Source organism: Blautia sp. AF32-4BH (assembly GCF_003460565.1).
Lineage (GTDB): Bacteria > Bacillota > Clostridia > Lachnospirales > Lachnospiraceae > Fusicatenibacter > Fusicatenibacter saccharivorans.
Genome location: NZ_QTVL01000002.1, coordinates 283,847 through 305,579, shown reverse-complemented (window position 1 = coordinate 305,579; position 21,733 = coordinate 283,847). Strand labels below are relative to the sequence as shown.

At 39.3% G+C, this 21,733-nt stretch carries 19 protein-coding genes; 11 read left to right on the top strand and 8 right to left on the bottom strand.

From position 1 onward, the window contains the following. The first annotated feature begins 296 nt into the window (after window positions 1-296). From ltrA to DWZ44_RS04215, 5 genes are all read left to right on the top strand, one after another. The gene (gene ltrA / locus DWZ44_RS04235; protein WP_442857708.1) at window positions 297-2,075 is read left to right on the top strand and encodes a group II intron reverse transcriptase/maturase; all 1,779 of its coding nucleotides are present in this window, start codon (window positions 297-299) and stop codon (window positions 2,073-2,075) included. Next, the gene (locus DWZ44_RS04230) at window positions 2,076-3,125 is read left to right on the top strand and encodes a helicase (protein ID WP_243002025.1); all 1,050 of its coding nucleotides are present in this window, start codon (window positions 2,076-2,078) and stop codon (window positions 3,123-3,125) included. A 71-nt stretch (window positions 3,126-3,196) separates the two neighbouring features. Then, complete coding sequence (locus tag DWZ44_RS04225; protein ID WP_117804284.1) at window positions 3,197-7,939, top strand: DUF3849 domain-containing protein; 4,743 nt, start codon at window positions 3,197-3,199, stop codon at window positions 7,937-7,939. After that, a complete protein-coding gene (locus tag DWZ44_RS04220; protein ID WP_117804283.1) occupies window positions 7,936-8,169 on the top strand; it encodes a transposon-transfer assisting family protein in 234 nt (77 codons plus the stop codon). Before DWZ44_RS04225 ends, DWZ44_RS04220 begins: the two co-directional genes overlap by 4 nt. Further along, window positions 8,166-8,990: a YodL domain-containing protein gene (locus DWZ44_RS04215; protein ID WP_117804282.1), complete on the top strand. Its 825-nt coding sequence runs from the start codon at window positions 8,166-8,168 to the stop codon at window positions 8,988-8,990. Before DWZ44_RS04220 ends, DWZ44_RS04215 begins: the two co-directional genes overlap by 4 nt. Before the next feature lie 62 nt (window positions 8,991-9,052). On the opposite strand, the gene DWZ44_RS04210 is transcribed toward DWZ44_RS04215, so the two are convergent. Both DWZ44_RS04210 and DWZ44_RS04205 read right to left on the bottom strand, forming a co-directional pair. Beyond that, entirely contained in the window at window positions 9,053-10,723 is a 1,671-nt protein-coding gene (locus DWZ44_RS04210; RefSeq protein WP_117804281.1) for a relaxase/mobilization nuclease domain-containing protein, read from the bottom strand. Continuing rightward, the gene (locus tag DWZ44_RS04205) at window positions 10,695-11,132 is read right to left on the bottom strand and encodes a plasmid mobilization protein (RefSeq protein ID WP_117804280.1); all 438 of its coding nucleotides are present in this window, start codon (window positions 11,130-11,132) and stop codon (window positions 10,695-10,697) included. The genes DWZ44_RS04210 and DWZ44_RS04205 overlap by 29 nt, the downstream gene beginning before the upstream one ends. A gap of 360 nt (window positions 11,133-11,492) precedes the next feature. Between DWZ44_RS04205 and DWZ44_RS19455 the strand changes: the two genes are divergently transcribed. Then, window positions 11,493-11,666 carry a winged helix-turn-helix domain-containing protein gene (locus DWZ44_RS19455; protein ID WP_117804279.1) on the top strand — a complete coding sequence of 58 codons (174 nt, stop codon included), beginning with the start codon at window positions 11,493-11,495 and terminating at the stop codon, window positions 11,664-11,666. Between the two features lie 306 nt (window positions 11,667-11,972). Here the strand turns inward: DWZ44_RS19455 and DWZ44_RS04195 are convergent, their stop codons facing one another. Genes DWZ44_RS04195 through DWZ44_RS04170 form a run of 6 tightly spaced genes read right to left on the bottom strand, consistent with a single transcriptional unit; the run spans window position 11,973 to window position 15,394 of the window. Further along, the gene (locus DWZ44_RS04195) at window positions 11,973-12,320 is read right to left on the bottom strand and encodes a response regulator (protein WP_117804278.1); all 348 of its coding nucleotides are present in this window, start codon (window positions 12,318-12,320) and stop codon (window positions 11,973-11,975) included. Between the two features lie 13 nt (window positions 12,321-12,333). Beyond that, entirely contained in the window at window positions 12,334-12,816 is a 483-nt protein-coding gene (locus DWZ44_RS04190; RefSeq protein ID WP_117804277.1) for an anti-sigma factor, read from the bottom strand. Between the two features lie 10 nt (window positions 12,817-12,826). Further along, window positions 12,827-13,123 carry a hypothetical protein gene (locus DWZ44_RS04185; RefSeq protein WP_117804276.1) on the bottom strand — a complete coding sequence of 99 codons (297 nt, stop codon included), beginning with the start codon at window positions 13,121-13,123 and terminating at the stop codon, window positions 12,827-12,829. A gap of 4 nt (window positions 13,124-13,127) precedes the next feature. Further along, window positions 13,128-13,892: an ABC transporter permease gene (locus tag DWZ44_RS04180; protein ID WP_117804275.1), complete on the bottom strand. Its 765-nt coding sequence runs from the start codon at window positions 13,890-13,892 to the stop codon at window positions 13,128-13,130. A 15-nt stretch (window positions 13,893-13,907) separates the two neighbouring features. Beyond that, window positions 13,908-14,633: an ABC transporter permease gene (locus DWZ44_RS04175; RefSeq protein ID WP_117804274.1), complete on the bottom strand. Its 726-nt coding sequence runs from the start codon at window positions 14,631-14,633 to the stop codon at window positions 13,908-13,910. Further along, window positions 14,630-15,394 (bottom strand): ABC transporter ATP-binding protein, encoded by a 765-nt coding sequence (locus DWZ44_RS04170; protein ID WP_117804273.1) that lies wholly within the window; start codon window positions 15,392-15,394, stop codon window positions 14,630-14,632. Before DWZ44_RS04170 ends, DWZ44_RS04175 begins: the two co-directional genes overlap by 4 nt. 153 nt (window positions 15,395-15,547) lie before the next feature. Between DWZ44_RS04170 and DWZ44_RS04165 the strand changes: the two genes are divergently transcribed. The 5 genes from DWZ44_RS04165 (at window position 15,548) to DWZ44_RS04145 (ending at window position 21,724) form a co-directional block, all read left to right on the top strand. Further along, on the top strand, window positions 15,548-16,249 hold the full coding sequence (locus DWZ44_RS04165; protein WP_117804272.1) for a response regulator transcription factor: 702 nt from the start codon (window positions 15,548-15,550) through the stop codon (window positions 16,247-16,249). Window positions 16,250-16,253: 4 nt separating this feature from the next. Continuing rightward, window positions 16,254-17,612, top strand: a complete 1,359-nt coding sequence (locus tag DWZ44_RS04160; protein ID WP_117804271.1) for a sensor histidine kinase — start codon at window positions 16,254-16,256, stop codon at window positions 17,610-17,612. An 895-nt stretch (window positions 17,613-18,507) separates the two neighbouring features. Next, window positions 18,508-18,651, top strand: a complete 144-nt coding sequence (locus tag DWZ44_RS04155) for a lacticin 481 family lantibiotic (RefSeq protein WP_117804269.1) — start codon at window positions 18,508-18,510, stop codon at window positions 18,649-18,651. A 16-nt stretch (window positions 18,652-18,667) separates the two neighbouring features. Next, complete coding sequence (locus tag DWZ44_RS04150) at window positions 18,668-18,811, top strand: lacticin 481 family lantibiotic (RefSeq protein ID WP_117804269.1); 144 nt, start codon at window positions 18,668-18,670, stop codon at window positions 18,809-18,811. A gap of 171 nt (window positions 18,812-18,982) precedes the next feature. After that, window positions 18,983-21,724: a type 2 lanthipeptide synthetase LanM family protein gene (locus tag DWZ44_RS04145; RefSeq protein ID WP_158565823.1), complete on the top strand. Its 2,742-nt coding sequence runs from the start codon at window positions 18,983-18,985 to the stop codon at window positions 21,722-21,724. The last annotated feature ends 9 nt before the right edge of the window (window positions 21,725-21,733 follow it).

Sequence of the window (21,733 nt, the reverse complement as noted above, 5' to 3'; positions counted from 1 at the left end):
GGCTTTCTGATAGCATGGTTAATTAACTGAATCACCGTAAGCTTCGTTAAGGCTGAACAAGCCAAAGTAGCTGACAGGCTTGAACCAAAAGGTGTGCAGTTGGATATTCCTCTCCACGATAGGAATACACGGACATAAGACTGCCGGAGTAGAGGTGGAACCTAAACTATCAATAATTGTTGATTAAGTGGAACGTGTCAAGCCCGTATTCTCGCCTGCAAAGGCAAGCGGACCGTAAGGGAAGCCGTTGGGAATGCGGGTAAAGGATTGCGGAGGAAGCGAATGCCGACCTTGTAATGAGGACGGATAGGGGTTCAAAATTTGCCCCCCCGAAAGGGGAGCAGAATTCCGCATGGTGCTTAATTACGAGAGAGTTTATAGAATTTTTGAAAGGAGTAAGGCAAATGAACATGAAAATGTGTGCGACTTCTGACGTTGCAAAGGCATGGGACAGCATCGACTGGAACAAAGCGAATGCATACGTTAAAAAACTGCAAATGCGTATCGTAAAGGCTCATCAACAGGGCAGAACCGGCAAAGTAAAGTCTTTGCAATGGCTGCTTACACACTCTTTCTACGGACGTGCTTTAGCTGTAAAAAGAGTAACGAGTAATAAAGGCAAAAAGACAGCAGGTGTAGACAAAATCTTATGGTCTACTCCCAAACTGAAATATGAAGCAATTCTCAGCTTAAAACGCAGAGGCTATAAACCATTACCGTTAAAGAGGGTATATATCCCGAAAAAGAACGGAAAAATGAGGCCGCTCAGTATCCCATGTATGAAGGATAGAGCGATGCAGACATTGTACAAATTTGCACTGGAACCGATTGCGGAAATCACTGCTGACCCTAACTCCTATGGATTTAGAGCAAAGAGATGTGTACAGGATGCAATCGAACAGTGCTTTACCTGTCTGAATAAAGCAAAATCCCCTAAATGGGTGCTGGAAGGAGACATTAAGGGCTGTTTTGATAACATCAGTCACGAATGGATACTGAACCATATCCCAATGGACAGAGATATTCTGCGAAAATGGTTAAAAAGCGGGTATGTCGAGACCGGAAGATTATTTCCAACAGACCTCGGCAGCCCACAGGGTTCGGCTATCTCACCAACTATCTGCAACATGGTGTTGGATGGTCTGGAAGTCCAGATTAGGAAGAAATACCACAAAACTAAAAGGGATGGAAAAGCATATTTTCCAAAAGTGAACTTTATACGTTATGCTGACGATTTCATCGTCACAGGCGAAAGCAGAGAGCTTTTGGAAGCAGGTGTTCTCCCGATTATCCGGGAATTTTTATCAGAGAGAGGATTGGAACTGTCAGAAGAAAAGACAGTGATTACCCATATCGAAGATGGTTTTGATTTTCTCGGATGTAATATACGGTGGTATAAAGACAAGCTTCTTACAAAACCATCCAAAAAGAACTATAAAGCCATTGTGAATAAGATACGGGGGATTATAAAGCAAAATCCATCTATGAAGCAGGAAGATTTGATAAGAAAGTTAAATCCGGTCATCAGAGGATGGGTAAATTTCCAAAAGTATAATGTCTCCTCGCAGGCGTTTGACAGGTTTGATTTCGATGTATGGAGATGTCTGTGGAGATGGTGTAAACGTAGGCATCCGAAGAAAAGCCACAAATGGATAGCAAAGAAATATTTCAGGAGAGTCGGCACAAGGAACTGGACATTCAGTGTAAATATGGCAGACTCATTTGAATTACATCTGATATATGCTACTGATACTAAAATAGTAAGGTGGCTGAAAACAAAATCAGAAGCGACACCATTTGACGAGCGTTTCACAGAATATTTTGAGGACAGAGACACAAAGAGAATGCTTCGAGAAATCAATGGAAGGAAAAAATTAAATGCACTGTACAAAATGCAGAAAGGCATTTGTCCGCATTGTGGTGAACCTATCACAGTGGAACGGGGATTCCGAATCCATACGGAAGTGGGAGCAGATTTTAAAGAAACGAATGTCTTATTACATGCTGATTGCCACAGAGAACTTCATTACTCGAAAAATGTTGATGAACTGGTTCTGCTAACGCAGGGCTTATAAGTGCTTGAGCCGTGTGAGGGGAAACTCTCACGCACGGTTCTTAGAGGGGAAAGCGGTAGTAATACCGCTGACCTACTCGACCAGATTTTAGAGAATAAGCAGAAATTTATTTCACAGATCATGACCAGTAAATCCCCGGTACGTGCCTGTGAGGATGTGGATGATGCAGCGCTTTCTTATGCGGAGATTAAAGCTCTTGCCACAGGAAACCCTTACATAAAAGAAAAAATGGATCTGGATATTCAGGTCAGTAAACTGAAGCTGATGAAGGCAAACCACACAAGTCAGATCTATCGGCTGGAGACAGATATTGCAAACCGGTATCCGATGCAGATTACATCCATGAAAGAACGTATTTCCGGACTGGCTGCCGATCTGGAAACTGCAAAGCCGATTTTAGAACAGGAGAAAAATGCTTTTTCCATGGTCATAGGGGGAAAGACTTTTGTTGACAAAAAAGAAGCAGGAACGGCACTGATTGCTGCCTGTGCGGGCTTAAAGGCAGTCCATACAGAAGGGATTGTCGGGGAATATCAGGGATTCTCCCTGTATTCCAGTTATGATGTGTTTAACCAGCAGTTTAAACTGACGATCAAGGGGAAATGCAGTTATCCCATTGAGATGGGAAAAGATGCCATGGGAAATGTCCAAAGGATTCAAAATGTTCTTGGAAATATTGAAAAGCATCTTGCGGAATCGAAGCAAAAATTAGAAACACTACAGGAACAGCTTGCCACTGCAAAGGAAGAAGTTACCCATCCTTTTGCTCAGGAAGAAGAACTGGCTATGAAACTGGAACGGCTGTCAGAGTTAAATATTTTGCTGGATATGGATGGAAAAGGCTCATCGGATACCCTGGGGATGGATGAAGAAGTTGCGGATGTTCCGAGACGATATTCCAATCTGGCAGGGAGAGTATCAGATGCGTCCCGCATGACGGAGGAAGAAAGAAAACCATCTGTCTTGCAGAAACTTAGATCAAAGCAGGTGGAAGCTGCACAGAAAGAAAAGAAAATGTCCAAAACCCAAAGAAGAGGACAGGAATTGTAAAACAACCATATATCCCGTCGCAGGTTACATGTGGCGGGATGATTTTATAACTTTAGAAGGAGGATGTAATCATGGCAAACAAACGTGAAGAACAGCTGAAAGAAATTACAGAACGGCTGGAACAGGGTGTTCAGGAACTTTTTACATCTGAGCGTTACAGGGAATATTTAAACACGATGGCAAAATTCCATAATTACAGTTTTAACAATACACTTTTGATCACAATGCAAAGACCGGATGCTACTCTGGTGGCTGGGTATCAGGCATGGCAGAAGAAATTCAACCGACATGTGCTGCGTGGGGAGAAAGGGATTCAGATTATCTCTCCCGCCCCGATAAGGGAAAAGGAAGAAGTAGAAAAGATTAATCCAGAAACAAATGAACCAATATTAAAAGCGAATGGACAACCGGAAACAGAGATTATTGAGCATGTGATTCCCAGATTTAAAGTGGCTACTGTATTTGATGTTTCACAGACAGAGGGGGAGCCTTTACCTGATCTGGGAGGGGCGGATCTGACAGGGCAAGTTGCAGATTTTACGGTATTTATGGAAGCAATCCGAAATGTTTCTCCGGTACCGATCCGGTTTGCAGAAATTGAGGGGACATCCCATGGATATTATCACAATACGGATAAGGAGATTGTGATTAAAAGCGGGATGAGTGAAAGCCAGACCATGAAAACAGCTATCCATGAAGTTACCCATGCCCTTTTGCATGACAGGGATCTGATGGAGGAACAGGGCATTGAAAAAGATAAGATGACGAAAGAAGTGGAAGCGGAAAGTGTTGCATATATTGTATGTCAACATTTTGGACTGGATTCTTCGGAATATTCTTTTCCGTATATTGCCGGTTGGAGCAGTGACAGGGATATGAAAGAACTTCGTACATCCATGGATTTGATCAGAAAAACAGCGGGAGATTTTATCGAAAATATGACGGAGCAGCTTCACATTTTACAGAAGGAACATTCGTTAGAAAAAACATTTTCAGAACAGGAAACATCAGGGTTATCTTTTGAAGAATACCAAAGAGTGGAATTATTTGATGTACCGGCACTATTTGTAAATGAGCGTGTGGATTTGGAAACACTTCCAGAGGGGATTTATCGCTATGAGCTGCGTGGAGCTGATTATGATCCGGGCTATCCTCTTACCATTGAAAAGAATGTAACGGTCAATCATGCAGCAACAATCCTGACTGTTGTCCCGCTGAACATCCCAGAACAGGGGTATTTGAGGATTGGGGAAGAATTGAATATGACAGGAGGGATGCAGAGTATCCCTGAGTATCAGTCGGAAATATCCGAGCATGATCTGACTGTGGAACGTAAAAAAACTGAAAATGCCATAGGCAGAGCAAATGAATCCCTCTATCTTTCCGGTACAGATAACCGCTATGCCATTTATCAGATTGCCGGCAATACGAAAGGAAGAGAGTATGCGTTTATGGGAATGGATTTTGTGACTTCTCACGGTATGACTGTACAGGGGGCAGATTATGCGTACATTTATGGCGGATTGTTATCAGAGAATGATACGTTGGACAGCCTGTATCAGACTTTTAACATCAATCATCCGGAAAATTATACCGGACATTCTCTTTCTGTCAGCGATGTGGTTGTGGTACAAAGAAATGGAGAAGCAAAAGCATATTATGTGGACAGTTTTGGTTTTAAGGAGCTGCCAGATTTTGTACAGCAGAGAATCCAGGAGGCAGAAATGAACCGCAAAAGGGAAGATTCTATGATTACACTTGATACAACCGGTGTGGAAATAGAACAGCATGAGGGTTTATGGCATACGGTTGATAAGATGGAAATTGAAAATGAAATATTTTATTTGATGCGTCACAATGAATATGGAGATTCTGTGGCGGCGGTTATTTTAAATGCAGATGGAGAGCTGGTAGCACAGGATTTAGAGAATGGATTTGATCAGGGTGCTATGGAAGCAATCAGAGAGTTTTTTAAAGAAAAAGGCATTGACTGGCATCCAAAACAGGAAAATATCGCAGATGGACAAACAAGTTTTTCGCCGTTATATATTCATAGTCTGACATATGCAATGGAGCATGGGGAAGCAGATGCGTACCTTGATTCAAGGAAACTTAATATTGAATGTAAAGGTGCGATTGAAGAAACAATCCGTCAAAACTTTGATGGTATGCATTTGAACCGTAATGCGGCGGATTCTGTTCTTGAAAAATATGGATTGGAGAGATGCTCTTTTATACTTGCCTGTACAATACAGGAAAAATCGTGGGATGGACGTTTTTCCGGGAAAAATAAAGAATGGGCAGAAACTATTTTTGTGCCTGAAAATATCAACCGTGGGGTGAATGCGAATCTTGATTATGTAGTGGAAAGTCATCCGGCAATACTGGATGGTTTTACTGATCTGGTTCGTGAAAAGATTGCAGAACTTGAGAAAATAGAAGTATTTATTCGCAGGTATTATGTTGTAAGTGATATAGAAGGTACAGAAACAGGACAGCAGTACCGGTATTTTGTGGATATAGAAGAAGCAATTCAGGCATATCATCAGTTACCAGGGCATCTGAACAAATATCTTGGTATAGAAAGTACAGAGAAATCTCCGATGCGAAGAAATTTGCTCTCTTGTGAAAATGGTATTGATGAAGTGGAATATATTGGTTTTAATCCTCCGAGTGAGAAATGGATGAATCCGGAAATGGAAGAAGCTACGGAAAAGGTGCAGATATATCTTCAGACATGTGATAAGGATGCTGCATATTGGTTAGAGAACGAAAGAAAATATTTATATGTGCAAACGGTATCGGATGGATATGACTATACGTTTTATGATGAAGAATATAAAGAATTGGATGGCGGTTTATATTCTGATTCCGAACTGACATTTAAAAGTGCTTTGCAGGAAATCATGCTTGATGAGTTTCGTTCATCTATTGATGAGTGTAAGGTCATTAACAGTGAGGAATTTCTGGAAAAAGCAGAAGAAATTGCTGAGAAAAAGCTGCTTGAACAGGTGGAGAATATGGAACACACAAAACAAGAAAAAAATATTACAGCAGATACCGTGACCAATCTGCGGGGAAAAAGCCGGGAATATGATTCCAGTTCAAGAGAAAGCATTTATACATTTGAGTGTTCCATCAATGGTAATCCAGGAGTACTTACATATACAATAGGAAAGAGGGAGTATTTTTATAGTCCTTTATCTGATCGAGGTAAAATGGAGGACATTTATTCTATTCACACAGATGGCGATGATATATGGGATCAAATGTCAGAAGCAGAATTATCTAAATTAGAAATTAGATTAGCTGGTGAAGCAGAAGTATTCGATTTTCAAGAAAAAAGTAAGCAGGCAGTTTCCGTATATGATTTAAAAGAAATCAGCTTTGAGTTGATGGAAAGAGAAAAGAGTTCTATGACCAAAGAACAACGAGAAAGGGTTTGGGATGGGCTTTCTGAAAAAGGGAATGAATTATTGGCAGTTGCTATTGCGGGTGCAGATAATAGAGTGAAACTGCAATTTGCTCAGAATCTTCTCATAGAAGCACAGGGTATTTTGAAAGAATCGCAGTATGATAACTGGAAATATGTCATTAATAAAAGGGAAATAGAAATGCCGGCAATATCAAAACCACCACTTATCTCAGAAAAGACTGAACCGGAAAAAGCATTTGCAGGAAAGAGTTGTGCTGAAATAGAAGAAACGGTCCTCTGCCTTGCACAGGCCCAACTGGAAGAAATGGGATTGGAGAATGAAGTGGTGCTGCTTGGGGCACGAGTTTATGGAAGCCGGACAAGAGAAGGACTATATACCGATCATTCAGATTTGGATGTTGTTCTTTCTTATGATGGAAACATCAGGGAAGATACATTTTTTAATTGCCTGAATGAAGTTGGAATGTCTGTAGCCGGCTTGAAACTGGATATTAACCCGATTTCGGAAGAAAAAACTGGTACACTGGAAGATTATTTGAAAATAGCAGAAAAATATCTGGATGATAAAGAAGTGGAAAAACTGGCGGCTGACATAGATCAGTTTTCCTATGACTATGACCAATATGAATATGATGATTCTGTTACGGATAGAGATAAAAATGTAAGAAGTATATATACGGCACTTACGACGGGGAAAGCAGATGGTATCAGAGAATGGCTTGCGGAAATTGCCGCAGACGAGAATGATGATCTTCCGGAAAATGTAAAAGATGCAAAAAAATTGATAGAAAGAATGGATCAGGTTCAGGAAAATAGCAGTGTAGAAATAAATCATGAAATGAAAAAAACAGAAGCAACAATTTCATTTTATGCAGCAGAATGTATGGAATTTCCAGTGTTGGGAGAGTACCATGAGAATCTTACTTTAGAGGAAGCACTGGCTGTTTATGAAAAAATACCGGCAGAGCGGATGAATGGAATCAAGGGAATTGGTTTTGTCTTACACGATGGAAGTGCTTATGATAATGCAGAGTATGAGCTGATGTCAGCTGGACAGATCAGGACAGACATGATTGAGCTGATTCCCCATTATAAGGAGAGCCTCCTTGTACAAAAAGCTGTAACAGATGTAAAAACGTATCTTGAAAATCAAACGACAAAGGAAACTGATAAAAATTTGTCGAAAAACAAGGAAAGACAGACGGTGATTGAGAAAAATGAAGTAGACAGACAAGAAATTCCACAACAGAGAAATAACAGCAGAAAGGAATCCGTTCTGCAGGCACTCCGGGAACGTCAGGCAAAGCTAAAGGCACAGGAACAGGCAAAACATAATGAAAAATCGCATACGAAAAAGAAAGGGGAACAGGAGTTATGAGAAACGTAAAATTTGAAGAAAACGAGCTGTTGGTTATGGCAATGTTTGATGCAGGAAACCGCAGAGAAAGTATGGAGAGGATTGAAGAAATCATTCCCCATGTGGAAGAAGACCAGGAAATATATTCTCTTGTTCTCCAGACCATTGAGAAATTGAAACGGATCACAGATATGGATTATCATAGGATTGATCTGGAGGAGTATAAGCAGGAGCCGGAGGAGGAAGAATGAAGTTAAACCAGTTTGCAGTTTATCAGTTGAAACAGGATGCACAGGGCAGAAAACTTGCTTTCCGGTCTTATCAGAGTATAAAGGAACAGGGAATTGCTGTACGTGTAGAGTATTATGATCAGGTTTATCTGACAACAGCTCTTCCACATGATACGATAGAAGCTATCTGGAAGCGGCTGTCTTTAAAGATGCCGAAGAATTTTAAAGGATACCATTCCCCGAGTACCAGTGATGTGATTGTGTATAATCATGAAGGGACTGTTTCTGCTTATTATATAGATAAAGAGAGATTAGTGCCGATTGCAGGATTTATACGGCTGCATTCTTCCAGTACTATGGTGTCTATGGAAACGACAGATTTTCATGTGGAAGGTAAAAAAGGAAACTGGATTGCTGCAGATGAAATTATTATTGACGGCAGACAGTTCTTTTTGATGGAGAGTGATACTTACAAAAATTCTGCACAATACCTGGTTGTATCACAAGAGGGAGAAATTGTTTCCCAGGAGAGCAGGGGATTTGATGAGCAGACAATCCAGCAGATCAGAAAATTTCTTAACTCTTCACATTCAGAAAATTTCATAGAAAAGCCGAAGCTGGAAACGTATCAGAAATATTATGAGAATGGCGAGTATCTTCGGAGTGCGGAACTGACAGAAGAACAAAACTATAATATGATTGACGGCAGGATAAATAATATTTCCGGAAAGAAAAAACAGGAACGGGAATCCGTATTAAGAAAATTGCATCAAAAGCAAAAGGAGATAGCTGCCAGAAGCGGAAAACAGCAGCTACAGGATTTGGAGCGTAACAGGAAATAGTGGATACCCCAGTCAGCAGATTCAAGGTTGCTGGCCGGGGTGTTTTCATATTATGAACTCTTCTATAATTCAGATGCTTTCCATTTTTCCTGGGTTCTCACTGGTTCTTTTCCTAGAATAGTATCTACATTGGTACAAACAGTACGCAGCTCTTGCTGGTAATCTTTAAAGTAACGGTAAGTATCATACTGAGCATTTTTCTGTGTGAGTAGTTTCTCCTTTTCTGCTTTTAAGTGTTTCATAGATGGCATTTTTCCATCAGGGTTTTTGGTTTTTAAGTATCTGGCAGCGGTTTCATAAGTTTCGATTTCGGTTAGATGTTCTTGCCGGAATCTTTTTTTGTTCTTTGACTGTAGCATTTGAGTAAAGACAGATTTGTTGGAAAAATACTGACCGGTGTAGTGAATCTGTTCATTGATGTCATGCAGGTCAGCCTCAGTTTTTTTTACAGTACGCCTTGCCTGAGATAGCTGTATGGTAATATCATCATATTCATTCTGTAGATTGGCTCTTGTATCAAAATGATGTTCCTCTATATAGGCAACGGTCTTTGCCATTTGCTGAAGATTGGAAATTTTTACTTTTTGTGCGTATGCCTGATTTTGTTGAGCCTTTATGCAGTTCTGCAGATCGACGACAAGCTGGAGGTCAGATTTGATAAATAATATTTTAAGTGTTTCGGTATCCATTTCTTTTTCAAAAGAAGATCTCAGGAAGTCGGCAGGCATGGAATCAAAACCTTTCTGACAAGGATTTTGTTCAGAGGGAATTATTTTTTTGCGGATTTCAGGACGAACAGTATGAGCTGCGAATACTTCAAGTAAATGTGCTTTTCCATAATCGTTTCCCAGTGTTCGCTCCGAAATATGTTTTTCACGTTCTGGATGTCTATAACTGAAACGTCCTCTTTTATCAAATACTTCAATTTCATATTTTTCCCATAATCGTCTCTTGAAATCGGAGAAGGAGTGGACAGAGGTAGAAATATCATCGACAGCCTCACGGATAAATTGTTTCTGTGTAAGGTAGCGGGTATTCATTGGTGTTAAACCATCGGCAAGGATTTCCTGATTCAGTTTATTCAGGGCTTTTTGCCCCTTTCTGGACGCCCAGTATTCTTTTTCTGTAATCTTCTTGGAAGCAGGAGAGAGCAGATCCACCTGATACAGATTTTCACGCTGGCATATATCCATAAGAGACTGTTGGAGATATTTCAGATAATCTTTTGTCAAATGATGTTTATATCCGGCACGGCTGTCACAGGTACGTTCCATAAAAGGCTGTGGCTCTACATCCAGTTTCCGCAGACTGTTGATTATGATATGTACATGAATATTGCCACTGTGGTTATGTCCATCTGTGTGTGTACAGACAAGTGCCTGATGTCCGGAAAAGTTTTTGCTGGCAAATTCCATACCGAGAGCCTGAGCCTGTTCTCCAGTCAATCCGTGATCTGCACAGTCTTGCGGATCAAAACTGAGGATATAATGATGTGACTTGATTTCATTATAAGAGTGATTTTTGTGATACTGCATATTTAGTTCTTTACATTCTATGTCAAAAGTAAAAGGATCACAGTTTATTCCTTCAAGATAGTATTCTTTACGGGGAATCAGCCGTCCGCTTTCATCAAGAACCGGTTTGTTTGTATATTCATCGTATTGGAAAAGAAGGTAGCGTTGGGCTTCTCCGTAATCTGCATTTTTACTTGCTATGTGTTTTAGTATTGCCATGTGAGTTTTCCTTGGAATGATTTTGGGCAGGTGATGAAAAGGCAGTAAAGTCTCCAGTCATTTTTAAAACTTTATATTTCATTTCATAAATATCAGCAATGCATTGGTTGATTTCTTTCCGCATTTCCTGTGAATGAATACCGCCAAAGTTGAAGTAACGGGCGATTTGGTTTAAATTACTGCCGATTTTTCCAAACTCTGCAATCAATTTTTTTATTTCTGGAAGATCTGCTACAATTTCATATTTCACAATCACTTTTTTATTCATAAGCTGTTTCCGGGCATATACAGCCAATGGAAGCTGTGCGTTTTGGGCATTGGTTGAAATCAGTTCGTATTCTATATCTGTGAGACGGAGCATAATCTGATGATGATGTTTCAATTCCTTTTCTTTTTTTGGTCTTGCCATTTTTATCCCTCCCCCTACTAATTTAGTGATATATATAAATAAGCCAATTGGAGAATTGTGTGGGGAAAGGTTTTATAGAGAAAATGTTTCTGATTTTCCGTGATGGAGACAATCACGCTGCGACTATTTTTATAGGAGCTAATCTGCATATTTGAAAATGTGCACTGTTCGAGGGAATGGGGAGCGAAATCCCCATCAAGATCGCCAGGTAAACAAAAATCACGAAGTGAGTTTTGAGTTACTCGGGCGAATCTTGCTCTGGTTTAGAAAAAACTGGAATTGATTCCCGGAAGTCAGCATTATATTCGCATCATAAAGAGTGTTGATACGGAATTAAACTCGAGTGACGTTATTATCTAGATTTTAAAGAGCGGGGGATGTAAATGCGATGAGAAAACTGAACTGACAGTGGACGAATATAGACTTCTGCGTCTACTGATGGAAAAGTCTGGAGAGGTGCTTCCCTCAGGGCAAATTTGGGCAAAACTTTGGAACTGTAGGGATGATTATGTGGATAGCAATACGCTAAGATAAAGATGTTACAGGAAATGAATCAGCTGGATTTCCAAAATAGGACAGCAGATACGGATTTATACGGTAATTCGTTTATAATGAGTTCTCCATTAGAAAAAACATCTGCCTAAAGGTCAGAACCGCTGTAACCGTAACCGAAAAAATTCGCACGATAGGTCATAGGCCAACGTGCGAATGTGAAAGTTCTATGTAGTTTTATTGTACATGTGCTTAGACGAGACAGTGGCATGTTAGTGATAGGAAAAAGGTACCGCGAGACCGTTGCAAAAAATGCGACATGTCAGTAAATAATAGATTACATTTGTCTCAGCTATTGACTAAAGCGTTTATTTTTTTAACTAAATCAAAATCTGTTTTGCAGCAGAAATCACCATAGTACCGTTTGACTTTTTGTTCTAATGTCTTACTGTCATCGCCAGACATAAGCAGAAATGGTGTTTTTAAACCATTTTGACGGATTTTTTCAAGTAAATCCAATCCTGTTCCATCTTTCATATTAAAATCGCAACAAACGGCATCTATTGTGGTTGTTTGAAGTACATCCAATGCGTCCTTGACACCCGTGACCTTAATCGTATCAAATTTACCCGATAATACGGATGATAGGATTTCCAGATATTCCGTGTTATCATCTACTATTAATATTCGTTTCATATCATTCTACCTCTTATTCCACGGTAATATGGATAGCTCCTGAATAGTCTGTGCCGGTGATTCCGATGTAGTTTGCTCCTGTTTGAAGCTGAACGGTAACGCTTCCGCTGGCAGATTCAGAAAGCACTTGTTCCTTCAAGTTTGGGGAGATGTAAATGAGCTTACAGTCCCCATCAAGAGAATCAAACTTGTATCGGATCACAATTTTACGGCACTCATTTTCTTTGAGTTTAGTGTCTGCAACTAAAATATCCTGTCCGTTAAATCCAGTTACAGAAGCGTTATAGGTGGCTCGAAAAGCATCGTTGTCCGAAGTCCGGCTACCCTCAAAGGACTGATAAGGCGTTATGAGAGCATTGCTTATCCCGATCACCACATCGTCACTTAACTGCTCTGCTCCATCCTTGAGATTTTCACTTAACCTATTGAGGCCGGAGCAGGCAGTACAGGATAACAAAGAAACAGCAACCAGGCAGCATCCGATAATTTTCCGCATAGCAATTTTCTCACTGAACGAAAGTAAGGAACATGGCAAGCGCAACAATTCCCACCATCAGCAGCGCCCAAAAAACGCTGATCGCTGTGGATGCGATATTGATAACGCTGCGGCTTTCCTTGCTCCGCACACATACCACCGAAAGGATCAGGCCCAGCAGGACAAAAACGATATTGGCCCCGGCCCAAGCGGTTCGGATTCCGTCCGATAGCGAAAGGTGCAGGAACGACGGGGCAAGAGCTGCCAGCGGAAGGATGCTCACAATAAGCGCAGCGATACTAACTGATTGAAGTTTTTTCTTTTCCATAGTCTTACCTCATTTCTTTTTTCCCAAATTGGGTGACAGCCAGCGCGAAAAACAGACCAAACACGACTATCGCGCACGGCAGGAACGGAAACATTGAGAAAGCGGCATCGGAAGTTTCTGCTGTAAAGTCATGGAGAGAGCAGGAAACGAGATAACCGCTGTAACAGTACGGGTAGACGATCCACAGCGGCGTATTTGCAACCAATACTCCGGGAATCACAAGCAGCAAATTCAATCCGACAGAAAGAAGCGGCTTTTCAAACAGCACGGTGATGGCCCACATAGCTGCAATGCATGGCAGCATGGTTAGAAACAGCCCTAAGCACCATTTCAGAAGATACAGGAGTGGCAAGGTTTCTGTTACTCCCATTGTCTGTGTTGCAATCAATCCAGCAATTACAAACACGACAAGAAACACTACCATCTCCATGAACAGATAAAAGGTAAGTACACAGAATTTAGCAATGGAAAGTGTGTAGCGACTGATTGGCAACGCCAACATTTTCAGAATCCCGTTATTTCCTGTTTCACGCCCTGTGATCATTACACAGACTACAATCATGCTGAACGGCAGCAGATAGTAGGCATAAACAAGCGCACTTTGAATGAACATGGCAGGCCATGCATTGGTGTATTCTGGTGTAAAGTAATTGCTTAAACTCGCAACACCGGAAACCACCACTAATAAAGGTGCAATGAAAATCAGGGGTATGATTTTGGAACGTTTTACTTTCATAAACTCGATTTTAAGTAAATCCCAAAAGCTCATTTTTATTATCCCTCCTTACTCGTAGCGTTTGTACTTTGCCAGCCACAAGCCCACAGCAAGGAACAACAGTGTTTCCGACAATGCGACAAGGGCAACCGTTGGATCAGGCTGGGCGTTCATGGCAACCGCGGGTTTCAGAATAATCACAAAAGGATGCACCAGCAAAAGCGCTAGCCCCGAATTTGCAAGGGCCATACCACTTAGAAAACCGGCGACGCCAATTCCAAGCGGCACCCACATATTTTCAAAGCGCGAAGAAATCAGCAGCATAAACGATAGTACCGGCATGGATGTGAGAAAAGAATATCCGGCAAAGCGTACCAGTGTACTCATTTCAAATGTTCCATTTGGCAAATCTGTCATGCCAATCTGTGCAAGTGCTAGGTTTTGCAGCATGATTGCAATCAAAAACATGACTGTCAGAATCAGGAATTTGCACAGATATATGGCCGGGACGCTGACGGGAAGCATATACATCTTTTTTACGGCACTTCCCTTGAACTCCATGTTATAGATCATGCAAGTAGCAACCACGATACCGAACAAATTCAGCACCATAATCATACCATAGAGCTGTGTTAATAAGACATCCATCGGGGCCAGAGGCAGATTCAGAAGTGTGTCTTTCCGCACGAGGAAGTTGACAAATGCGTAGGCGGCTCCCAAGATACCAACAGCTAGCAGCACGGGAATCACGCCGGTTCGCTTTTCTTTCCGAAGTTCGATTAACAGTGTTTTCATAATTTTGCCCTCTGCTTTCTGCTCATGTTGTCTTTCTCAATCATAGAAAGGAACACATCTTCCAGATTGTCTGCAGCGAAGCCAGATTGCATGGCGTATTGACGTAGATCATTCATGCTGCCCTCAAACAGCAGCCGCCCGTGGTTGAGGATTCCAATGTCATCCGCAATCAATTCAATTTCAGACAGCATATGGGATGAAATCAGCACCGTGCAGTCGTAAAGGTCGGGCAAGGATTTTACCAAATTACGGATCTCGTGGATGCCGGACGGATCAAGGCCGTTGGTGGGTTCATCCAAAATTAGAATCGGTGGACGCCCCAGCAGCGCCCCGGCAAGGCCCAATCGCTGCTTCATTCCGAGCGAATACTTCTTTGCCAGCCGGTCGCCAAATTCGGTCAGTCCTACCAGCTCCAGAGCATCTTCCACATCGGCTTTCGAAAGTCCCAAAATGCGGCGGATAATATCAAGATTTTCCCGCCCGGTGAGATTTGCGTAGAAAGATGGCGCTTCGATAAAAGAGCCGATCTCTTTAAGAATAGCAATCCGATCATTCGGAAAATGTTTCCCATCAATGGTAAAGCTGCCCTTTGTCGGTGCGGTTAGGCCCAGTAGCATTTTCATGGTCGTGGATTTTCCCGCACCGTTGGGGCCGAGGAAACCATAAATGCTGCCCTTGCGAATGTGAAGCGAAACACTGTTGACTGAAGTAAAGTTCTTGTATTTTTTCGTCAACTGCTCCGTTGTAATAATATAATCCATAAAAACATCTCCTTTCGGTGTTATTATGATATAACTTCAACCTGACATTTACATTCTCTTATCCTTACTTTTACCTTACTTTTTGCAGGACGAATTCGCAGGATGATCTTATTGTGATATAATTGAGAAAAAATGATGAATGGAGAGAATGCTATGGATAATTCTTTTTTGCATAGTAAAAGACTTCTGTTAGTAGATGATGAGCAGGAGTTATTGCATATGGTAACAGATATATTGAAAGATGCGGGATTTGAAACTATCCTAACCGCTATGTCGGTAAAAGAAGCCGTTATGACAGCAAAAAATGAAACTCCTGATTTGATTGTTTTGGATGTTATGCTGCCGGATGGGGACGGTTTTTCTCTGATGCAGCAGCTCCGCACTTTTACCAATGTGCCGATCATTTTCCTAACAGCAAAGGACGAGGCAGCAGACAAATTATCAGGATTGGGGCTTGGGGCAGACGATTACATTTCAAAGCCCTTTATGCCGCAGGAATTATTACTGCGTATCTATGCGGTGCTGCGGCGAACCTACAAAGAGGATTCGCCTCTGCTTGTTTTAAATGGGTGTACGATTGATTTCAGCCGGGCCGAAGTCCATAAGGACAGCGAGATTATCTCCCTGACAGCCAAAGAACACATTTTACTTGAAACGCTTGCTCGTAATGCTGGAAAGATTGTTACCGTAGATGCGCTTTGTGAAGCCCTCTGGGGAGACAATCCTTTTGGTTACGAAAACAGCCTCAATGCCCATGTCCGGCGCGTCCGGGAAAAGATTGAAACCGATCCATCAAAACCCGTGTCCCTGATAACCATTAAAGGTTTGGGCTATAAGCTGATAGCAAGGAAGTGATGCCATGAGATCATTCGGAAGTTATATATCTAAATATCTTGTGTCGTTCGCTGTCTTTATCTTGATACTGCTGTTTCTTAACGCGGTGATATTCGGTCTGACATTTCAAAAGATCGTAACCGAGGATTATGGAGATTCATCCCCGCAATTTATGTTGGAAATGACTGCTGCTGCCGCTACGCCGGAACAATTATCGAATGATGTAGTGGAAAAACTCCGGCAGAATCATATTTGGGCAATCTACCTGAACGCAGATGGACAATGTTATTGGTCGGTTGATTTGCCGGACAATGTGCCAGAAAGTTACACCATTCAAGATGTCGCACTATTTTCAAAAGGGTATATTGAGGATTACCCGGTTTTTGTATGGAACACCGATGATGGGCTGTTGGTGTTGGGTTATCCCACAGACAGCTATACAAAACTCACCAGCAATTACTATTCCATTGCGGCACTTCGACGGCTTCCCATCTTTGTTACGGGAATGCTGGGATTGGATGTGCTATGTTTCTTCTTAGCTTATTACTTTTCCAAACGCAGAATCGTTCACAATACCGAACCGATTGTATCCGCTGTGGAAACTCTGGCAGACGGAAAGCCGGTTTCACTTCATATCAGCGGAGAACTGTCGGAAATTGCAAACAGCGTAAACAAGGCTTCTTCCATTTTGAATAGGCAAAATGAAGCAAGGGCGAACTGGATCAGCGGCGTTTCCCATGATATCCGTACACCGCTCTCCATGATTATGGGATATGCGGGCCGTATCGCAGAAAGTGAAGCTGCCAGCAAGAGCATTCGGGAACAGGCGGAAATAGTACGGAAGCAAAGTGTAAAAATCAAAGAGCTGGTACAGGATTTGAATTTAGTATCGCAGTTGGAATATGAGATGCAGCCGCTTCATAAAGAGGTGATTCGCTTATCGAAGCTGTTGCGAACTTATGTGGCAGATCTATTGAACACGGGAATCCCTGATAGCTACAATATAGAAATTGAGATTGCCCCTGACTCCGAAAATGTCGTCTTGGAATGTGATGCCAGATTGATTTCACGGGCTGTGAACAATCTTGTCCAGAACAGCATGAAACACAATCCGCAGGGCTGTGATATCTGTCTTTCTCTTGCAGTGTCAAAAAGTCAGCTTATCTTGTCGGTTACAGATAACGGAACAGGGTTATCTGAGGAAAAGCTGCAAGAGTTGGAAGAAAAACCGCATTATATGGAAAGCATAGATGATCGGCTTGATTTGAGGCATGGGCTTGGATTGCTGATTGTCCAACAAGTTGCAGCAGTTCATAATGGTAGTTTTAAACTTGCTAATGTTTCTCTACATGGATGCGAAGCTGCTTTAATTTTTCCGCGCTGAAAAAAGGGAGATTTTAAATTCCTGTAAAACCAATCTTCCGAGATAAGCAAAAAGATTAAACCCTTCATCACAACCTTCAAAAGGTCAGATTATACTTAAATATGGATTAATTTTGCATTTTTTATTAAACTGGTTATAATAGTTTATTCTTAGATTCTTGAAAACAATACCATTCTTTAAAGATATGGTATATTGCTATGAGCATGAAATGTGCAAAGAGTATTGCCTTTCGTCATAGAAATTATTAACATTCAGAATACAATGTACGATAAACTTTAAATGTCCATTAGGAATGCCTCCTATACTAAACTCTGAGGTTGCTTTACAACACCACTCTCAGTTTAGTATAGGAGGCGTTTTATATGATACTACTAATGCTCCTGATTCTTCTATTCTCTTTAGTATAGCCCCAAAATTAGAATTCAAGTTAATTGAACGTGAACCGCTTGACAGAATTGCCATAATTTCTGTTTGAAAACTAAGCAAAAAACGTTTTGATGAAATTCACATGCCGGTAAATGGACTTTTGGGTAATCAAAGAGCATTCTTAATAATCTTTATAAACCATTGAAATTCTTTAAGGAAACACATTCAGAAAATAGGAACAGATTTTGGAGAAGACATGTTCTCATATGCTATGCAGACTGAATTGTTGAATAGTATCCATGGAATAATCACAATCACTTTTTGTGTGCAAGTTACGGATTCGGATACATTTCAGCCTAGAAATAGAATACCTCATTTAAACGATGTGCAATGATTGCAGTAGTAGATTTTACCTTTTAAGGAAAAAGTTACATGAAAATAAGATAATATTACACTATGCAAATCTAGCTCGATGTATATGTTACTATATTGCCAGAATCTTATTTGAGAGATGAAAGGAGAAGAAAATATGAGAAACGATGTATTAAACCTTACCAATCCTATGGAGGAATCAGAACTGGAGCAGATTCTGGGTGGCGGCGATGGCGTCTTCAGAACAATTAGTCATGAGTGCAACATGAATACATGGCAGTTTATTTTTACATGCTGCTAATAAGGAGGAAAAGAATATGAGAAATGATGTATTAAACCTTACTAATCCTATGGAAGAATCAGAACTGGAGCAGATTCTGGGTGGCGGCGATGGCGTCTTCAGAACAATTAGCCATGAGTGCAACATGAATACATGGCAGTTCATTTTTACATGCTGCTAATAAAACCTGTATCATAATAATACTCAAATAAGATTTAACTAGCAGGTCGCTTAGAAAGACAGTAAATCTAGGCGACCTGTTGAATTAATGGCATAAGTTTTCCTGAAACGTATATGCCTTAGATTTTTTATGTATTTAATATACGACAAAATTTATTTTGGAGGTAAATATATGGGTAAGAGATTTTGCGGTGTCTACATTGATCATATTTTCGAGTTCATCATAAGTACATTACAAAAAAATAAAAATGTGAATATAAATAGCAATAATATTATCTATTTAAAAAGGATAATTGAGAAAGAAATATTTCAAAAAGTCTTTAAGTCATTGGTTTATTGCATGAATGTTAAACGCTTGGATGGGGAGTTGATTGGAAATACGCCTGAAGAGCGTTATTTGTATTTTAGTGAAACTGAACAGTGTATCAATGTAATGAATGAAACATTTCCTAATATGAAAGAACAATTATACACGGAATTGGCAGGAAAATGTATATATATTTCTGAAATTTTAAATGAGCTTCAACTCGATAAAGAGAAGATATATCATTATTTTTTTATTTCAGATGATGATATATTAGTCGAACTTAAGAATGGCGGAGATTGGCATAATGATAAATGTGTATTAATTTTCAAATTTGAATCTGGGAAAAAAATTGTATATAAACCAACTAGAGGCGATAATATAACTTTTCTAAAAGGTATTATGGCTTACTTCTTTGAAAATGAATATGTTGACAAGTATGACACTTTGGCTGGAACAAAAGGAGCATGGATAAAATTTGTAGAACATATTGAACTAAAGGATGAATATAAAATAAAAGAATTTTACTATAATTATGGAAAATTATTATTTATAGCCTATATTTTAGGAATGAATGATCTACATTATGAAAATCTTATTGCATGTGGAAAATATCCTGTTATTACTGATGTTGAGACCATTTTTTCATCATATTTATTTTTCGAAACACATGAGTTTAATTACAATGCTCAATATAAGGCAGTTAGAAAACTTTTATATGGAATAATGGCAACTGGCATGGTTCCGATTTTTTCGATGACAGAATATTTCGGAGGAGATGTAAGTTGTTTATCCAATAAAGGTATAAAAGTGCAGATTGAAAAATTAAAAAATGAATATCGTGATGACATGTATATTTATTCTGAATATGAAATTATAAGAGAATATAAACATTTACCATCTCGTAACGTGGAACCTATGTGTTTTAGCAATCAAATAGCTGAAGGCTTCAAAGAAGCCATGGACATTTTTAATAAAATAAAGGTAGAACTTATTAATTATATTCTAGATAATATGGAAATAGTTGAATCTAGAATAATTCTTAATATGACAAAAGGGTACTCGAAAATTTTAAGAATTAAGAGTGATCCAAGATACAGAAATAATCCTAACTTATTTGAAAGGTTATTAATTACCTTAAAACAGAATAATCAATTTAATAACAATGTTTATGAACATGAGGTAAAGGAATTACGTAGAGGAAATATCCCAAGCTTTTATTGGAAAAAAGAGATTAATGGTGTTTATGGATATTTAAATGATAAGCTTGAAAGAATCACAGATTTACAAGTATTTACAACAGAAAGACTTCATCAAATAATTCAGTATCAAACAATGAACTCTGTACTTGTAGAACAAATACAACTTATATTTGATTCTATCAATACAAATATTGCTTTAGGAATTGAATATAAAAATTTGGATCAAAGTATTAAAAAGTATATGACTGATCATAAGAGTCCATTACTTCTAGAAAACATAAATAAAACTTGCATTGATGGGAATGATGGGACGATTAGTTGGATAGGTCTGATGGTTAATGACAAAGAGCAATTAGAGTATGCTATTTTAGATTGGTCGATATATTCAGGAATTATCGGCGTTGGTTATATGTATCTTTCAGAATATGATAAAAATAAAAGTCCACAAATTAAGGAAAAAATAAATAGGATTTATTATACAATCGTTAAGGCTTTTAATGCTGGTGTTTTCGATACATATGACATTTCTTATTTTTGTGGGCTTACAGGAATCTATGCATTTCTAGTACAACTTAAAGAGAAAAATATAATTGACACTTATGAAATAGAATACTTTATTGAAAAAATAGTATTTCTCATAAAAAATAATATATCAAAAACAAGTATTTATGATACTCTTTCTGGAATCCATTCGGCAGTTATCTACTATTATGGTCGATATAAAATAGATGATAATGCAGGGAAGATCATCAGCCTCATTAGGGATTTTTTTGAAAAAAAGTTTGAAATTGATTTAATGAGAAAAAATTTTAACTTTGCCAGTTTTGCACACGGATATTCAGGTGTTTTGACTTCTGTTATGTGTATGCATAAAATTAAAAAAACGATAAAAACAAAGAGTCTTATATCAGAACTCGTTAAAGCCGAGGAAACATTACATGTTAATAATTTTTTGTGGAAGGATATGAGAAGTAATGAGCAAAAATATTCTCACTATTGGTGTCATGGATCGTTAGGTATTATGTATTCGCGTTTGATATGGAAAAACCTGAATCTTACCGATGAATTAAATATAGGAGAATCTAATTTTACCATGATTTTGGAACAATACAAAAAACAGATCACTTCCGGAGTTTTGGATTCACAGAATTACTCATTATGCCATGGCAATTTTGCTTTTGTAGATTTCCTTATTTCCTATATGAAAATATTTGGCTATGATCAAAAAATAAGCGATTACATATCAAAAATAAAAAATAAAGGGGAAAAATATGGATATAGCTGTATCGGTGCTCCTGGTGCAATAAATTCTATCGGATATATGGTAGGCGAGGCTGGGATTCAATATTTACTTAATAGAATTGAAAACTTAAACAATCCTTCAATTTTGTCAATCGAAACTATTTAGAAAGGTGTG

Coding starts and splice junctions, on each gene's coding strand:
- DWZ44_RS04195 (WP_117804278.1), bottom strand. CDS start 12,320: ATGAAACGAATATTAATAGTAGATGATAACACGGAATATCTGGAAATC.
- DWZ44_RS04210 (WP_117804281.1), bottom strand. CDS start 10,723: ATGGCAATACTAAAACACATAGCAAGTAAAAATGCAGATTACGGAGAA.
- ltrA (WP_442857708.1), top strand. CDS start 297: ATGAGGACGGATAGGGGTTCAAAATTTGCCCCCCCGAAAGGGGAGCAG.
- DWZ44_RS04180 (WP_117804275.1), bottom strand. CDS start 13,892: ATGAGCTTTTGGGATTTACTTAAAATCGAGTTTATGAAAGTAAAACGT.
- DWZ44_RS04220 (WP_117804283.1), top strand. CDS start 7,936: ATGAGAAACGTAAAATTTGAAGAAAACGAGCTGTTGGTTATGGCAATG.
- DWZ44_RS04155 (WP_117804269.1), top strand. CDS start 18,508: ATGAGAAACGATGTATTAAACCTTACCAATCCTATGGAGGAATCAGAA.
- DWZ44_RS04160 (WP_117804271.1), top strand. CDS start 16,254: ATGAGATCATTCGGAAGTTATATATCTAAATATCTTGTGTCGTTCGCT.
- DWZ44_RS04150 (WP_117804269.1), top strand. CDS start 18,668: ATGAGAAATGATGTATTAAACCTTACTAATCCTATGGAAGAATCAGAA.
- DWZ44_RS04165 (WP_117804272.1), top strand. CDS start 15,548: ATGGATAATTCTTTTTTGCATAGTAAAAGACTTCTGTTAGTAGATGAT.
- DWZ44_RS04215 (WP_117804282.1), top strand. CDS start 8,166: ATGAAGTTAAACCAGTTTGCAGTTTATCAGTTGAAACAGGATGCACAG.
- DWZ44_RS04170 (WP_117804273.1), bottom strand. CDS start 15,394: ATGGATTATATTATTACAACGGAGCAGTTGACGAAAAAATACAAGAAC.
- DWZ44_RS04225 (WP_117804284.1), top strand. CDS start 3,197: ATGGCAAACAAACGTGAAGAACAGCTGAAAGAAATTACAGAACGGCTG.
- DWZ44_RS04185 (WP_117804276.1), bottom strand. CDS start 13,123: ATGGAAAAGAAAAAACTTCAATCAGTTAGTATCGCTGCGCTTATTGTG.
- DWZ44_RS04175 (WP_117804274.1), bottom strand. CDS start 14,633: ATGAAAACACTGTTAATCGAACTTCGGAAAGAAAAGCGAACCGGCGTG.
- DWZ44_RS04145 (WP_158565823.1), top strand. CDS start 18,983: ATGGGTAAGAGATTTTGCGGTGTCTACATTGATCATATTTTCGAGTTC.
- DWZ44_RS04190 (WP_117804277.1), bottom strand. CDS start 12,816: ATGCGGAAAATTATCGGATGCTGCCTGGTTGCTGTTTCTTTGTTATCC.
- DWZ44_RS04205 (WP_117804280.1), bottom strand. CDS start 11,132: ATGGCAAGACCAAAAAAAGAAAAGGAATTGAAACATCATCATCAGATT.